This is a genomic window from Thalassoglobus sp. JC818, from assembly GCF_040717535.1.
Classification (GTDB): domain Bacteria; phylum Planctomycetota; class Planctomycetia; order Planctomycetales; family Planctomycetaceae; genus Thalassoglobus.
Genome location: NZ_JBFEFI010000003.1, coordinates 518990 through 535450, shown reverse-complemented (window position 1 = coordinate 535450; position 16461 = coordinate 518990). Strand labels below are relative to the sequence as shown.

Annotated in this window: 12 protein-coding genes and 1 tRNA gene; 5 read left to right on the top strand and 8 right to left on the bottom strand. The window is 52.3% G+C overall.

The window, feature by feature from the left end; genetic code table 11:
- Window positions 1-160: 160 nt before the first annotated feature.
- The 5 genes from AB1L42_RS09955 to AB1L42_RS09935 all read right to left on the bottom strand — a co-directional run bounded on the left by AB1L42_RS09955 (window position 161) and on the right by AB1L42_RS09935 (window position 6004).
- Entirely contained in the window at window positions 161-880 is a 720-nt protein-coding gene (locus AB1L42_RS09955) for a methyltransferase domain-containing protein (RefSeq protein ID WP_367054009.1), read from the bottom strand.
- Between the two features lie 127 nt (window positions 881-1007).
- Window positions 1008-1298 carry a DUF4404 family protein gene (locus AB1L42_RS09950; protein ID WP_367054006.1) on the bottom strand — a complete coding sequence of 97 codons (291 nt, stop codon included), beginning with the start codon at window positions 1296-1298 and terminating at the stop codon, window positions 1008-1010.
- A gap of 216 nt (window positions 1299-1514) precedes the next feature.
- Complete coding sequence (locus tag AB1L42_RS09945; protein WP_367054003.1) at window positions 1515-4172, bottom strand: hypothetical protein; 2658 nt, start codon at window positions 4170-4172, stop codon at window positions 1515-1517.
- A gap of 109 nt (window positions 4173-4281) precedes the next feature.
- Entirely contained in the window at window positions 4282-4608 is a 327-nt protein-coding gene (gene trxA / locus AB1L42_RS09940) for a thioredoxin (RefSeq protein WP_367054000.1), read from the bottom strand.
- Between the two features lie 217 nt (window positions 4609-4825).
- On the bottom strand, window positions 4826-6004 hold the full coding sequence (locus AB1L42_RS09935; RefSeq protein WP_367053997.1) for an LptF/LptG family permease: 1179 nt from the start codon (window positions 6002-6004) through the stop codon (window positions 4826-4828).
- A gap of 309 nt (window positions 6005-6313) precedes the next feature.
- On the opposite strand from AB1L42_RS09935, the gene AB1L42_RS09930 reads away from it, so the two are divergent.
- A tRNA-Ser gene (locus AB1L42_RS09930) sits at window positions 6314-6402 on the top strand.
- Between the two features lie 257 nt (window positions 6403-6659).
- Here the strand turns inward: AB1L42_RS09930 and hisA are convergent.
- A complete protein-coding gene (gene hisA, locus AB1L42_RS09925) occupies window positions 6660-7397 on the bottom strand; it encodes a 1-(5-phosphoribosyl)-5-[(5-phosphoribosylamino)methylideneamino]imidazole-4-carboxamide isomerase (protein WP_367053994.1) in 738 nt (245 codons plus the stop codon).
- A gap of 436 nt (window positions 7398-7833) precedes the next feature.
- Between hisA and AB1L42_RS09920 the strand changes: the two genes are divergently transcribed.
- Window positions 7834-9489, top strand: coding sequence for a glycosyltransferase family 39 protein (locus tag AB1L42_RS09920; RefSeq protein WP_367053991.1), 1656 nt, complete (start codon window positions 7834-7836; stop codon window positions 9487-9489).
- A gap of 74 nt (window positions 9490-9563) precedes the next feature.
- On the opposite strand, the gene scpB is transcribed toward AB1L42_RS09920, so the two are convergent.
- Both scpB and AB1L42_RS09910 read right to left on the bottom strand, forming a co-directional pair.
- On the bottom strand, window positions 9564-10379 hold the full coding sequence (gene scpB / locus AB1L42_RS09915) for an SMC-Scp complex subunit ScpB (RefSeq protein WP_367053988.1): 816 nt from the start codon (window positions 10377-10379) through the stop codon (window positions 9564-9566).
- Window positions 10380-10495: 116 nt separating this feature from the next.
- A complete protein-coding gene (locus tag AB1L42_RS09910) occupies window positions 10496-11407 on the bottom strand; it encodes a hypothetical protein (RefSeq protein ID WP_367053983.1) in 912 nt (303 codons plus the stop codon).
- Window positions 11408-11739: 332 nt separating this feature from the next.
- On the opposite strand from AB1L42_RS09910, the gene AB1L42_RS09905 reads away from it, so the two are divergent.
- From AB1L42_RS09905 to AB1L42_RS09895, 3 genes are all read left to right on the top strand, one after another.
- Window positions 11740-13035 (top strand): DUF1080 domain-containing protein, encoded by a 1296-nt coding sequence (locus tag AB1L42_RS09905; RefSeq protein ID WP_367054823.1) that lies wholly within the window; start codon window positions 11740-11742, stop codon window positions 13033-13035.
- A gap of 249 nt (window positions 13036-13284) precedes the next feature.
- The gene (locus AB1L42_RS09900) at window positions 13285-15318 is read left to right on the top strand and encodes an ABC transporter substrate-binding protein (protein WP_367053980.1); all 2034 of its coding nucleotides are present in this window, start codon (window positions 13285-13287) and stop codon (window positions 15316-15318) included.
- Between the two features lie 41 nt (window positions 15319-15359).
- Window positions 15360-16340 (top strand): ABC transporter permease, encoded by a 981-nt coding sequence (locus AB1L42_RS09895; RefSeq protein WP_367053977.1) that lies wholly within the window; start codon window positions 15360-15362, stop codon window positions 16338-16340.
- The last annotated feature ends 121 nt before the right edge of the window (window positions 16341-16461 follow it).

Below are 16461 nucleotides of genomic sequence, written 5' to 3'. Positions count from 1 at the left end.
ATGAATCCGATTCCGTTCATTTACGATTTCCTCATCAAACACGAAGTGAAGCTGCGAACTGGTCGTCTTGATCACCAAAAGGCAGTCAGACGAAGCTTCTTCAACAAACCACTTCCGGAGCGTCGGAAAAGCTTCGCAAGCTCAGTGACTTTGATGGGGCTCAGAGCGGACGAACACCGCCAAAGGCAGCGAAACAGGTGTTGCTGTGAAGAACGTCGATCGACTCGAAACCGGCTTCGCGGAGCCAGAACAACTGCTCGGGAAGAGACCGGGGGGAGTCCTCGACTTCGATGTATTCGAAGACGTGATCTCGATACTCCGCATCTTTGAGTTGGGTCAGGTAGTCACCGTATCGTGCCCACATCAATTGATGGACAGCAGCCGATTGGTACTTGACCAAATCGAAAATCCAAAACGAACCGCCGGGGCGAAGCGAGTCGAAGATCTTCTTGAGCGTCGCTTTCCATTCCTCTTCAGATCGCAAGTGATGCAGAACCGCCGCTGCCAGAACGACATCAAACTGCCGCTGTGGAAACGACCACTCTCTCAAGTCAGTCTGTTCAGTTGATACCTGCGATGAGTGAGAGGACCGGATTCGTTCGACAGCTCGATCGAGCATCGGCTGACTGAGATCAATCAATGTGACCTCGCGAATCGGAACTCCTGTGTCGAGCAATCGCAGAGAGAAGTTTCCGGCCCCGCAACCTAAGTCAAGCAGGGACGATGCTTCCGGTGTGACTGCCGCAGCAGCTTGCGCAATCAAGTCGAGCGAAATAACAGCATCGACCGTCGCAGACTGGCCGGTTTCAAGATTGGAAAACCGCTCGACATCAGCATCAAAACGAGCACGAATGTCTTCGACAGAAGATTTGGGTCGCATGGCTTCCACTTGCCCTGTTGTTGTGATTCAAGGAAATTCTCAACGCGATTGGTAGCCTCGCGTGAGCAATCGAACACTCATCACAACGAAAGAGGTCAGACGTGCACAGAGGGTTCACGCAAAAGGACTAAATTCCAATGCGACTCAGTGCGCTGGCAACTCGACCCACGATTTCTGCCAGGCGCGGATGCGATTCTTCGAATTCATCAGTCAGACCGAGAAGCTGGTCGATCATGCTTTCCTGCTTCGACGAGCTGACAGGCTCCGGTTGCTCCTCAGTTTCCGCTGCACAAATCCGATCAATGTCGGAAGAGAGCTGTTTCAAGAGTGCCTGAGTTTCGGGATCGACCTCTTCCCGCGAATTTGCCAGTTCCTGGTGCAATTCGTTCAGGGTTTCGATCAGTCGCTTGCGTTCCATAGTTCCAATCTCGTTAATGCCGTCAAATTATCGTAACGAACTGATCATCATTTCGTCGAGTTTCGGCATGCTGCGAACTCATCGACATTGTCGAAACGTCTCAGTTGCTTGGCTATTCGAAGGAGTTTCGAACGAGCTTCGGGAATTCATCTCAGCCGAGCGGAATTGGCAGCGATAAGAGAACTCACGACAAAGCAAAGTCGCCGAGTATGCAAATCAGGCGACGTTTTGGCCTCGCACCGGCCCCAAGTGAAGCTGTCCACCCTCAGCTTGCTGTTCGAATTGCTCGATCTGATCGAGTGCAGATTCCAGCTGAATCACAAGCTCGCGAATGACGTGCTCAGCCTTGTGACGATCAGCCAGCCATTGCTCACGAGCAGATGCCAACTCTTCCTCTCGCATTCGAACTGATTCCACTTGCTGTGAGAGATCTTCGAACACAGCTTCGAACGTCGACGACTGATCGGTTTCGTCGGTCTCTGAAATTGTTGAGTGTTCGATACGATGCTGGATCAGTTGATGTGTTTCGCGAAGCCGCTCGAACAGGTTTGAAATCTGAATACTCGTAACAGAATCGGCGAACAGAGAACTTGAGGCGTTCGCTCCATATTCCGATTCCGGAGCCGTTAGCTCAACGAACTGGCTGATCAGTTGCTGAACGGTTCGATACTCATCGTGAATTTCGCTGTCGAGTTCTTGAAGTTTTGTTGTTGAAATCGCTTTCTGCTGCAGCCACCGAAATCGTTCTTCGGCCAACATCTTGCGACCTTCCGCCAGTTCAAATTCTGCTTTCCTGCGACTCTCCGAAAACTCTTCCCGTTCCTGATCGAGTGACTGTTCTCTGAGGGACATCACGTCGCGATAGCGCCGCATTTGACTTAAACGCAGGCGAATTCCCTGTTCGACTTCTTCACGCCAGATCATCTGCTTCTGACGGGTCTGTTCCAGCTTGGCTTTGGAAGTTTCTAACTCTCTTCGCACGCGATCCAAGTGGCTCTCGTGAAGCGTTGTCCGCTTTTTGAAATCGATCTCTCGCTGCTGCAATTGCTGTTCTCGCAGATCGAGGGCAGCAATTTTCTGAGTTCGGAACTGCTCCGTCTTGACTCGCTGAAGTTGCTCCTCTTCTGCCAGACGAGCCATCGCTTCATCAACGTGAGATCGGAATCGCTCACGGTCCGCATTGAGTTTCGAAGTGGTCTGTTCGAGTTGTTCTCGTTCGGCTTTGAGCTGATCTTCGACATCCTTCTTATGCCGTCGCACTTCGTCAAACAGTTCTTCTCGACGGGCTCGCTGCTGGTCGTTGAACTCGCTTTCTTTCTGTTCGAGACTCTTGTCAAACTCGATTCGCAATGACTTGAGTTCTTCGTTGAGTTCCATGCGCTGTTGATTGAGCGTCTGCTGAAACCTCTTTGTCTCAGCGTTGAGGTCGTTCCTCTCCTGATTCAATCGGACTCGTTCGAATTGGAGTTGCAGCTGAGACTCTTGCAGCTGTGAGGCTGCAAAGTCTTCCAGTTCGTGGCGACGTGCTTCCAGTTCCGCTTCAAATGACTTTCCTCGCTGTTTGAGATTCGCAGCCCACTGCGTTTTCTCCTGTTCGAAGCATTGACGCTCGTCGGCAATCGACGCTTGCAATTGATCGAGTTCCAGTTGTCGTCGCTCGAATTCTTTTTCAACTTCCTGACGAACTTCTTCGAGTTGGTGAGCGCGAAGCGTTTCCAGTTGCTCGCGCTGCTTTGCGGACTCTGCTTCCCACTCACTGACCGCTTTCTGAAAGTCTTCACGATCCCGTTCGAACTGAAGTTCTCGCTCGGCGAGATGACTCTCTTTTTCCCCGTGTCGCTTCGCGAACTCTGACCGAAGTTCCTCGAACTCGCTTTCTAGCTTCTCTTTCTCTTCAGCGATTTGGCGATCGCATGCTGCTTCCCAGGCAGTTCGCTGCTCAGCAGATTCTTTCTCCCATTGTGCGACTGCCTGTCGATGACGATCGGACTCCGCTTCGATCTCTTCTCGTTGAAACTGAAGTCGCGCACGCTCTTTGGCTAATTCTTGAGTTGCAGCAGACTGCTTCTCTGCAAACTCGGTTTCAAGAAGACGACGATGATGGGCGAGTTGCGTTTCGTGGTCTTCAACCAGCTTGGCCCGTTGAGAGGCAGACTCGTCCCGAAACTTCTCAACAGCCTGTTGATGCTCTGCTTGCTGTCGCTTCAGTTCAGCCGTGTCTCGTTCGCACTCGAACCTTGAGCGTTGGAGTTCTTGCTCTTGTTTCGCAACTCTCTGCCCAAACTCGGTTTCGAGTTCCCTTTGTTTTTCCGCGAGAATTCGCTCGTGTTCGCTCAGCAGGTCAGCCCGCTGCTGCTCCATTTCGAGCCGAAACGCTGAAGACGATTTGAGATGCTCTTCGCGCTCACGTTGGAGAAACTGTTCACGATCATTGAGCTGGCGTCGCTGTTGATCGAGTTGCTCTTCTGCGGCCGATTGTTGTTGCTGAAACTTCTCTTCGAGTTCGCGTAGACTCTCTGCGACCTGACGCTTATGAGAATCGAGAAGTTCAACCTTCTGGATTTCAAGATTCTTCTTCTCGGAAGCAATCTCGTTCTCTTTCGCCTGTAGAACTTTGGCGAGCTTTAGAATTTCACTCGATCGCTGCTCCGCAGTGATGAGTGCGCGTTCGCGGACTTCCAGACTTCGGGTGCGTTTTGCGAGCGTACTTTCCCGGTCCGCCAGAAGAGACAACGCCTCCGAGACGCTCCGCTCCTTTCGATCGAGTTCATCCATTTGGGTCTGCAACATGGTGAAAATTTCACTCGCCTGTTGCAGACGTTGATCATCCTCTGAATCGAATGGAACCGGGTAATCAGCGGGTCGGTCCGACATGGGGCATCCTTTCCCCGAAGCGAGTTTGACAACCCAGTGAAAATAGCCGACTGAGATCGAACGCCGTGAACGGGCTGTTCGTCGGACTCAATCGGCTCTCCACCAAGACTTATAGATGTCGGTCGAGGACTTCAGCAATACGTTCCTGCTGCTGCAATCCGAGCATGCGATCGACTGGCTCGCCGTCTTTGAAAACGATCAAAGTCGGGATGCTGTTGATCTGATAGTTGATCGCTGCCTGACGATTTTCGTCGGTGTTCAGCTTGCCGATTTTGACTTTGCCAGCGTATTGATCGGCGAGTGCCTCAATCGTTGGAGTCAGCATTTTACAAGGGCCACACCATGGCGCCCAAAAGTCGACGAGGACGGGTTGACTGCTTTCCAATACGTCTGACTGGAATGTATCGTCGCTGAATTCGGCCAAGTTTTCTGCCATGACTCTCTCCTATGGGATTGCCCGCTGATACAGCCTTTATGTCGCTGCATGTTGGTTTCGGGGCGATTATAGATCTGGTGTATGCAGTGTCAACGACCTTTTGAGGCCGCACATTGACACAAACCTTTTTGGATAAACAACTTGCTGCCCAGTAGCGGGTTTGATTGAATCGGCTGGACAGTTGCAGAAGTGGATGTACCCGGATTCAGTTCCGCAATCAATACCGAATCACCTTTCGAATCGCGAATCCGCCGAGGATCATCACGAGCACATTGGCGACCCACATCGACCAGTCTGGAGCGATCGTCCCGTTTTTGGCTTGCGACATCAATCCCAGCGTCAGCGGGTAGTATCCGCACACGATGGGAAGGAAGCAAAACAGGAAGCTCGTCGCGAATTGAGACTTCCCGAGCATCACCGCAACCGGCACTCCTAACAGAGTGAAGAAGAAACAGCTCAGCGCCAAGGAACAGCGACTGTGAACTTCCGTCCGAAGCTTAAAAAACCGTGACTGATCGGTCGCCAGGGTTTTGGAGCGTTTGACCGCATCGGTGACAAGCCTTCGAAAGTCGGCACCCGCCAGCGAGAGGAAAACTTCCGTCGCTTGAAGCTGCTTTTGACTCTCCCGGAAGCGTTCGATCTTGTCGAGCTCTCCATATATTTCTGTGATCGGGATGTGTCGTGCTTTGCGATCTCCCATATCGGTTTCCCAGCGGAATCGCTCGGATCGTTCTCCCTGAAAATAGACGCGGCTGTCATCGGGGAACTCAATGAAGCCATTCTTGAGTTGAACGAGAATCTCCTGACGCTCGACACTCAATCGAATTCGGGCCAGTTCCGCCTGCGTCGTGACGCCACCCTTCCCTTTAGAAAACTGGATCACAGGATGGATGAGCGTGTGGCCCTCAACGTCTGCCACATTGATATGCAGCCCGAGTTTTCGATCGCTGTATTGAAGCTGTGACTTGAGCCGCTCCATGAACAACTCTTCCATCACAGACACAACATGCTGTTCGATGCGGGAAATCGACCACGGGATGAGTCGGTCGGTCAGCACAAGTGATCCGACGCTTAAAGCGAGTCCCAACGCGAACGCTGGCCACATTAGTGAAACTGGATGAATTCCCGCCGCTTTGGCCGCGATCACTTCCTGATCACCCGACAAGCGCCCGTAAACCACACTCACGGTCAGCAGCATCGCTGCCGGAATCGTGAAAGGGAGCAAACTGGGGACGATATATGGAAGAACGCGAACCGCATGCTGCGGAGTGAGTCCAAGTTCGGCCGCCTGTTGAAAAACTCCGACGAAGACCAGCAGCAATGTCATCCCGGCAAGAATCGAAAGGAAAACCTTGATTACTTGACCCAGAATATATCGCTGGAGAAGTCGGGACATCGGGAGCATGGGTCTGACGATTCGTATCCAGGCGGGGTCTGGCAGACGGAACAACTGCAAGAAAAGGTTTGAAACGCAGCGAGAACCTCAGGCGAATCAGGTGCCGGTGATCCTTGAGACAGATCAAACCCCTTTCGTTGGGCCTACATAGAGAAATTTTGCGGATCTGGTCAAGATGGAATCAGCCCAGAGAAGCTGTTGGAAAATTGGGAGCACAGAATCCGGCTCTCAATCTTGCAACTCGATCAATGAACATCTATCTTCCGCATGCGCCAGTGGGCGGCAATGATTTTGTTGCCCCGATTGAACGGAGAGATGGCAGAGTGGCCGAATGCGCATCATTGCTAATGATGTGTCCCTGTCAAAGGGGACCGCGGGTTCGAATCCCGCTCTCTCCGCTTCTTTCTTCTTTCACAAGTGCTTGTGAATTCGCACTCTTGGCGATCTCAGCTCCAAAGACAGATACCCGCTGAGCTTTCCTCGATCGCCCCGCTCCAGCAGAGTTCTCACTGATCTTTTTGCTGCTCTGCGTAAGACTCTCGCGCATTTTCATTGCCGTATCCATCAGCGAAAGCGTATGCGCGAATCCTGCTTCGGCAAAGACTAAGAGAAGCCAGAAGGGAGCACTGAGAGGCTCCCCCATCGCGGATACGATTTAAGCAGTGATCCGTACAGCTTCTGCCAGATCGATTTTTCCCTCGTAAATCGCCCGACCGGTAATCGCTCCGACAAGATTCGGATGCTGTTTCGAGAGTTCGTTGAGCCGGACAATGTCTTCCATGGTCGTGACGCCACCCGATGCAATCACTGGGAATCCACGTTTTGCCAGCTCGACGAAGTCTGACATCGTTCCGTCGTCGATACCCTGCATCATCCCGTCGTTGGCGATGTTCGTGTAAATGACGGCTGCCAGCGGAACTCCAATGAAACGATTCGCCAATTCCAAAGCGGACGTTTCCGAGACATCGAGCCAACCTTCCGTCGCCACCATCGAGTCTCGGGCATCGAGTCCGAGGCAACATTTATGCGGGAACTTCTCACACACTTCCTGAAACCATTCGGGCTGTTTGAGTGCTTGCGTTCCGATAATGACTCGATCGATTCCGACGTCGTTCAACATCTCAGCGACGGTCTCTTCGCTGCGAATTCCGCCACCGAGCTGACAAGGAATGTTCACCGCTTCAACGATTCGAGAAATCACATCGAGATTGACCGGTCTTCCTGCTTTCGCCCCATCGAGATCGACCAGATGCAACCGCTGGCCTCCTTCAGACTCCCAACGTTGAGCCATCGCGACGGGATCATCGCCGAAAATCGTCTCCTGATTGTAGTCGCCTTGACGCAAACGGACGCACTTTCCGTTTCTCAGATCAATGGCTGGCAGAATTTCCATGACTTCTCCGGTCCGCACGCATGAGCGGAATGCTTGTAGTTTTTAAGTGCTTTCTTCGGCGACTCGCGAGAATAGGTTCTTACGTGCGTATTGTCAGCCCATACGCGTTTGAGAATCAAATCTCGGGCTGTGGAAAGCTGCGAAGACATCAAACGACGGCTTCTTCGACGATCTGAAATGTTCTTCTCGCTTGATGCTGCGTCCGGAGATGGGACCGATCTTGACGTTTTTTTTGAAAGATCGTTAATCTTCGCGGGCGTTTTCGACCTGGTCTTCACGAACGTGCGCGGTCCGACACATCACAGTGTTGAGCTGAACTCTTCTGGCGATCCCAAAGGAATGTGTGAAATGTCCTCGCCTCCGATTCGATTTCGCAAAAAGATGGACCTTTTGCAGCTTTGAGCCGACCGAGGCCACAGCTCGGGAAACGGATATCATGAGCCAAGCCTACACGCAGAAATTCAAACACGTCACTCGAATTGTCGACGCGTTTCACCAGAAGACCCATCAAGAAAACGAAGAGAGTCGCGATCCAACGATCCGCTTCTTCTACACGCTCCTCGGCATCCATGTCGTTTTCTGGACGATTCTGTCCACGATCACGCAGCCAAATCTTCCCACGGAAACTCTTGAAATCCTGACATTGGGGCAGTCCCCAGCCTGGGGATACTTCGATCAGCCACCGCTTTCGATCTGGGTGATGTCGATTGTTTCTGCAGTCTTTGCCCCAGCTGCATGGCCTGCATATTTGATTGCTCAATTGTGTATCGCCACATGCCTGTGGGCAGCGTGGAAACTCGGCCGAGAGTTTCTTCATCCATGGACAGCCATTTGCGGAGCACTTGTTCTGGAAGGCTGTTTCTTTTTCACGATCGGCTCTTCCGCCCTGACGAGTGCTCACCTCGCAGGAGCAATTTGGGCGCTGTCCATCGTTGCGGCTTACAAGGCTTTTCAGCTGGAAAATCGCCGCGACTGGGTCATTCTTGGTGTTCTCCTTGGGTTGGGAATGTTGTGCCACTACAGCACGGTCCTGCTCTTCTGGGCGATGTGTGCATTCTCCTTGATGAACTACAAAGCCCGGCGATGCTGGGACACTTCGTGGCCATTTCTCGCGATTTTGACCGCCGGTCTGATCGTTGCTCCGCACCTGTTCTGGTCCTGGTCGAATGACTTTCAGACGTTTTCGACAGCCTTGCACAGCTGGGACTCTCTGAGTGCCCACGTGGTATTCGCGCTGCGATTCATCATTCGACAGCTTCTGGCCGTCGTTCCGATCGCTTTGCTCCTCCTCCCGATGATTCAGGCTGTGCAATTCGGCGACGAATCCAGCTACGACAAAGAAAATCAGGACTTCGCAAAGCAATACCTTTTGGTCGTGACTCTTCTCCCGGCTGCCTCAATGCTCGTCCTGGCTGGATTGGTGGGGGTCGACCTCGGAGCCACCGGACTGACTTTGTGGACGTTCGCTGGTCTTTCAATTTTGTTGTGGTGTGATTTGCGAGAGTCAAAAGCTTCGTGGAGACGCGTTTTGCTCAGTTGCGGAGCGGCTGTCGGTGCCTTCGCTGCCCTGCTCGTGACCATCAACACGATGATGCCGAAGATGATCACTTCCACAGCCCCTTCAAGTGTTCACTTTCCGGGAAAAGATCTCGCTCAGCAGGTTCGGAAAATTTGGGCGGATCAGGACTTCAAGCGGCCGCTCAAGATCATCGGCGGGACAGCCAATCTTGCCCAGAACGCAAGCTGGTACAACGGAACGTTTCATCGCCCGCTGGCCTTTAGTGAACTTGATCCGAAGCGAAGTTCCGGGTTGTCACATCGTGATCTTGTGAAGACCGGAGGCATTCTCCTGTGGAGCGATGACACTTCTGAACAGTACACCGTCGACGCTCTTTCGATGAAGCTCGGTGCAGATCTGAACGGACAGATTCACTACGGAACGCAGCCACTCATGCTGCAGTGGCAAACAGCTGCTGATCAGGCTCCGATCACGGTCCATTGGGCAGTCATCTCTCCTCTCGTTGAGAGTGACGAGACAGTCGCTCTAGAAGCGAATGATGCAACAGAAACGCCAAGAATTGCGGTCCGCTAAGCCAACAAGCGTCGATTTCGAGAGGCCGAAATCGAGCTCAAGCCTGTTTCGTGGTACTGGGTAAGAGCGTTCCCTCACGCGGCGGCTTGATCGCCTTCTTCGTCTTCAGGCTCTGCGATTTCTGCAGATTCCGGTGAGCTTGCGTCGTTGGGTTCAAGCTGCAACGTAGCGTCGTCGGTTTCTTCAACAGTTTCGTCAGTTTCTGACTCGCTGATCTCTTCCGGTTCCTTCGGTTTCAACAGCTCCGCCATCGGAAGTTCGTTGACATTCGAGAGGCCGAAACTCTCCAGAAAGATTCGCGTTGTCCCATAAAGATAAGGACGGCCCAGCGAATCATCTTCGCCCACGACTCTCACCAGATTCTTGTCGAGAAGCTGCTTGATCATTTCGGACGCCTGAACGCCGCGAATGGCTTCGACATCTGCTCGCGTGCAGGGTTGTCGATAAGCGATGATCGTTAGTGTCTCCATAGCTGGCGGAGAGAGCTTGAGATGAGCCTGTCGACTGTGAACACGATCCAGCCACACAGAAAGCTGCGGGCGCGTCAACAGCTTGTAGCCGGAAGCAACACGTTCGATTCGAAACGCTGAACCAGACACATCGTACAACTGATTCAACATGTCGATCAGCGAAAGTGCTTCTTTGTAGTCGGCAAGCATCGCGACCTGACTGACTTTGCGTGCAGATAGAGCAGAGTCTGCGACGAAGAGAGCTGCTTCCACGCGTGCCATCTTCGGAGATCGATGCCCTGTCGATTCCGGATCAATTGCGACCGAGTCAGCAGATTTCCTTTTGAACTTCTGACGCCATTTCCAACCGGAAACGGCGTCTGTGAAAAGGAAATTCTCCGGTCTTCTCGGTTGGAGTGCGTTAGTCTGAAAAGGAGTCATCTCACGCACACTTCCACAACGAAGAGTCTGCCAACTCGAACGCGAATTCATTCATCCTCTTTCACGAGGGAAAAGCCGTTCGGAAGGTCTTAACTTCTGCCTCTGACTGAATGCGGCTATCGAGTGAATCGCGGAGCGGCATTCGAGTAGGCCTGGGTTGCGTAGTTGCCTGCGATCCATTCATTCACTTTTGTGATGACCTGATTCACAGCGACGAGAGGATCATTTCCTTCCGCTTCGAAACGATGAGTCACAGAAGGAGTCGCAGCGGGGCGATACAGGCAAACAAAGAGAAATGTTCCGGGGTTGGCTCCCGATTCCAGGTGATAGTTCTCGATTCCCAGATCAGCGAGTCGATTGGCTGCGTCCTGCCAGGACAGGAGTTGGATACCGGTTTCGCGTGGGATGTGTCGTGATTCGCCGAGATGAGTGTTTTCATTGGAAGCCAGAGGCGACGAATCTCCGTATGAAACTGGAAACGTCGTTGCAGGATTCGGAGCAGAATGGCCTTGCTGTTGGAAAGCGTTCTGAGCGTGACCAGCTGTCTCTTGCTGAGCAAATGGATTTCTCATCTGCGATGAATGATCAGCCTGAGCGGAATAAGCATCACGAGCGGGAGCGTTCTGAGGTTGTCCCCATTCCGGAGCATGATTTCCCAGGGAATTGCTCGCTTGAGCTCCTTGCGGGCTTCCGAAAGCAGGGGCATTGGATTCACCCGTTTGGGATTCTCCAAAGTGCAATTGAGGGCGGCTGGCAGAAGGCTGACGGAACTGTGCAGGTTGTCCGAGTTGACTGTCGCTGGCCCATTGATCCCCTTCATGAAACGGGTCTCTGAGAACGACCTCTTCATCGGGCGCAGCACTCAGTTGTGCGGATTGCGGGACACCAAAAATGGCGACCAGCGTGCCTGCCGTGAGTGGAACTGACAGCAGAAAAGTAAGAATTGAACTACCGATCTTGCCCATCGTGCGAGACCTCCATGCATTGCACATGCCTTGCCATCCGTCCATGTCATCCGGCAAAGGCATCCCGTTTTTTTAAGGTGGTGAAAAGGTTCAACTCTTTGAACCTGTCCACACACTGAATTCGTCAGGAGCAACGGGTCCGGCTCCAGTCGATCACAATCTCACGTGACGACGAATTCAACGTTGAGATCGGCAAGATATGCCACTTTGTCGAATCGCCACAACACCAATCTGGACAGATCCGACTCGAATTCACACAGCTTGAAGCGTTCGATTGCGTCGCAAGTTGCCCCAGGTTTGACTACGCTGCAGGCTCGAAGTACGGTGAAAATCGTTCATCGACTCGCCCGCCCGTTTGTCTTTCACCAAGACTGAGGAGTCCCGCTTTGCGAAACATCGCCTTTTTCGCCATCACCAGTGCCGTTCTATCGGCGACGACGTGTTCAGTGTCTGCCGAAGATGGATATCGACCTCTATTCAACGGAAAAGATTTCACCGGTTGGCACGGGATGCCACACTTCAATCCTGATCAGTTGGAGGCGATGCCCAAAGCTGAGCGGGAAGCCAAACTCGACGAATGGAATCAGTCGGTCGCAGAACACTGGCGAGTTGTTGACGGTGCGATCGTCAACGATGGACATGGAGCTTATCTGACCACTGATGATTCGTTCCGCGACTACGAACTGCTCATCGAATACAAAACTGTCCCCGCAGCCGACAGCGGGATCTATCTCAAGAATTCTCCACAGGTCCAAATCTGGGACTCGACTGAAGAGAAAAAATTCAATCTCGGAGCAAATCTTGGCTCTGGAGGTCTCTGGAACAACTCCGCCGGCACTCCCGGAAAAGATCCGTCCAAGCTGATGGATAAGCCATTCGGCGAATGGAACACCTTCAAAATTCGTCAGATCGGTGCTCGCACAAGCGTCTGGCTGAACGGCGAACAAGTCGTCAAGAACGCCTTGATGGAAAACTACTGGGACAAGGAACGCATCACACCTTTGCGACCGACCGGACAAATTCAGCTGCAGACACACGGAGGAGAAATTCAGTGGCGAAACATTGCCATCAAAGAATTCACTCCGGAAGAAGCGACCGCCATTCTCATTGAGGAGCGTGAAGAGGGCTTCGAACCGATCTTCAACGGAAAAGACCTGACCGGCTGGGCTGGTGCGACGGACAACTACGAAGTCTTCAACGGAGCGATTCGTTGCCAACCGAAGACCGGCGGGAATCTGTTCACCGAGAAAGAATACAAGAACTTCAAAGTCAGCCTGCAGATCAAAATTCCTGAAGGCGGAAACAATGGCTTGGCGATTCGTTACCCCGGAAGCGGAAACCCAGCCTACGCCGGAATGACAGAACTGCAGGTTCTTGATTCCGAGCATCCGAAATACGCAAAGCTTGATCCTCGGCAGTATCACGGTTCCGCTTACGGCATGGCCGCAGCTGCGAGAGGGTATCTGCGAGAAGCTGGTGAGTGGAACTACCAGGAAGTCACCGTCGACGGTTCACGCATTGTCGTTGAACTCAACGGCAACAAAATCCTCGACACCGATCTCAGCGAGATTACCGAGTACATGGCTGACTCGGCTCATCCGGGAAAAGATCTCGAAGCGGGTCACTTTGGATTCGCTGGTCATGGAGATGCTGTCGAGTTTCGTGAAATCCAGATCAAAGAACTCCCATAATTCCGCAGCACCGTAACTGCTGCCTTTGATGATTCGACTCCTCAAGTGTTTCGCGAAACGTTTGAGGAGTTTTCATTTCTGTTTATGAGTCGTGTTCACGCTTGTTCGTGTGGACAGCGTGTGACAGAATTCTTTACAACCGTTTCATGATTCGTCTCAGTTCGATACTGTGACAGCTCGCTCGCCGTCAGTACGGAATTGATCAGCGAACAACGGATTGCAAAAGTCGTCGGAAAGGATGCAAGCCACATGCGCAGTCGTCTGGCCTCGAACTCGCTTCGGGTTTTCCTGTGTTTCTCGGTGATGTTGACCTCTGGATGCCCCAAGGCCCCGAACTATCGGGAAGTTCTTGAGAATCAGGAAAAACAAGAGGAACAGCTGAGGACTCTCCTCGGCGAAATGAAAGAGGAGCTCAAATCGGAGCTGCTGGCTGAGCTTCGTTCCGAATTCGCAGATGGCTCAATCTCTTCGGAAGCCATCGCTGCTGCGGAACCGGAGCAGGTTTTCGATCCGCCCGCCACACTCGACGATCTCAACACGCAAGTCACCTGGGTCGACAGCCCGGTGATCGACTCTCTCGAGCTCTACCGGGAATATCTGAAGGAAAACCCTCCGGAAGTCAGCGTCGAAGAAGCTTTGAAGCTGAAAAACGACTCCGACGAGAACAACGAGAAGATTATTAGTGCCCTCGGCCAACTCTATGCGACGGATGAAGACGCCGATTTTACAACTGAGATCGTGCGCCATCTGCCTTCAGAAGTAAAGTCGCTGAATCCGTTGATGCAAAGCTCAACCGTGGAGATTGATGTTGTAGGTATGATCAGTCTCGGTTTCTTCAGCTTTGACTGGAATATGGACCCATTCGCTGTCGCCGAATATGTCGATTCATGGCAAACCAGCGAGGACATGCGCTTCGACAAAGTCGTCATTCGCGATGACATCACCTGGTCAGATGGAACTCCAGTCACCGCTTATGATGTCGAGTTTTCGTACCACACAATCCTTGACGAAGAGATTCCCATCCCCGCTGTTCGGACCGGGATGGACGACATCCTTGGAATCAAAGCTTACGACGAGCACACTTTCGTCATCTTTCATAAGAACTCTTTGGCGACCAATGTTTGGAACTGCAACTTTCCAATTATCCCCAAACACATCTATGAAGAGACGATCAAAGACGACAAAACGATGGCCGATTCCGACGCCCACATTAAGTTGGAACAAAAGCCGATCAGCGGCGGCCCTTACACAGTCAAGAGTCGTTCAAAATCAGAAATCGTTCTTGAACGACGAGACGACTGGTACATGCACAATGGAGAGCAGGTTCGCCGCAAGCCGCACTTCAAAACCGTCCGATTCAAAGTCATCACCGATCCGAACACGCAACTGCTCGCGTTAAATCGTGGAGACATTGACGACCTGGAACTCCAGCCAGCTCAATGGGTCAACCAGACGACCGAACCCGACTTCTATCGACTCAACACGAAAGCTCGCGGAACTCAGTGGGTCTACTACTTCTTCGGCTGGAACATGAAGACCCCATATTTCTCGGACCTGCGCGTCCGAAAAGCGATGGCCTATGCAGTCGACTATGACTACATCTTGAACACGTTGCTTTATGGACTTTGGCCTGCCTGCTCGAGTGAGTTTCATCCTGATTCCTGGATGGGCCCGGAAGAAGAACGCACTCCGTACAAACAGGACCTCAAGAAAGCGGTTGCACTTCTGGAAGAAGCGGGCTGGAAAGACACCGATCAGGATGGAATCCGCGACAAGGTTGTCAACGGGAAGAAAATTCCCTTCCAGTTCACGTTGCTGACTCCCAACCAGCCGTGGCGAGTTGATGTCTGCAACTCGCTTTCAAACACACTGAGCCGCATTGGTGTGAAGTGCAACGTCATGCCGACAGAGTTTACGGTCGTGCAAGACAAAACTTCTAAGCACGAATTTCAGGCACTGTTTGGAGGATGGGGAACCGGGACTGATCCCTGGACGACCGAGAACATCTTCAAGACAGACGAAGGACGAAATTACGGCCATTATTCCAACAAGCGTGTGGATGAACTCTTCGACAAAGCGAAAGTCGAACTCGATCGCGACGTCCGTGCCAAGTACTACCGCGAGATTGATGAGATTCTTTGGGAAGAACAGCCTTATTGCTGGCTCTTCTATCGCGGAGCTTTCTACGCCTTCAATAAGAGACTTCGCGGGTACAAATTCAGTCCTCGTGGTCCCTACCACTATGCCCCCGGATTCGACGCCATCTGGGCGACCGCTCAATAATGATTTCCTGCCCGCCTGTACGCTCTTAGCCGGTCGAATTCATGATTTCGTTTCTCGTTCGACGAATCGCCATTGGTGTCGTGACACTGATGCTTATCACGTTCATCATCTTCGGGTTAATCCGGAACATGCCCGGTACACCGATCACGATGGACTTGCAGGATCCTGAAGTTCAGTTCTCCGAAGAACGGATTGCTCAACTCGAAGCAGCCTACGGTCTCGACAAACCGTGGCCACTCGCTTACGTACACTGGTTGGGGAATGCTGTTCAAGGCGACCTGGGGCGTTCTTACAAACAGAAAATTGGCGTCACGCGTGTCATCTACGATCGGCTCGGACCAACATTGCTGTTGTCGGTTCCGTCGCTGTTTCTGGCCTTTCTCCTGTCCATTCCACTCGGAATTTACGCGGGAGCCAATGCCGGATCGACGAACGAACGAATTCTCAGCACGATTCTTTACATGCTTTATTCGCTGCCGAGTTTCGTCGCAGCGCTCTTCCTTCAACTCTGGTTAGCGGTTTACTGGGAATGGTTTCCGCTCGAGGGAATTCAAAGCAACAATCACAACTCGTTGTCGTCGGCCAATCAAATCTTCGACTATCTGTGGCATGCATTCCTTCCAGTCATCTGTCTGACTTACGGAAGCCTCGCCTACGATTCTCGATTCGTCCGAGCCAACCTGCAGGAAGTGCTTCGGCAGGATTACATTCGGACGGCAAAAGCCAAAGGCTTGTCTCCACGACGCGTGATGTGGGAACACGCCTTTCGAAACACGCTCATCCCGTTCGTCACGCTGGTCGGACTGACGCTGCCAACCCTCGTGAGTGGATCAGTGATTATTGAAGGGATTTTTTCCTGGCCGGGAATGGGTCTGGAACTTCTCCAATCGATCAGTGAACGGGATTACCCCGTTGTAATGGGAATCACGCTCGTTTATTCGGTGATGACTCTCATTTCCCAGTTGTTGGCGGATGTGTTTTACGCAGTCGTCGACCCAAGAGTACGACTCGACAATAACTAGAACATTCTCAAACTTGGTTTGCACTCACTCGCACGAGCAAGCTCAGCTTTTTCTAAGTGAGACCGCGCAAGTGAGTGCACCGGAAAGAGCAACTTGCTCTAGTCACTGATGCTTTGCCTGT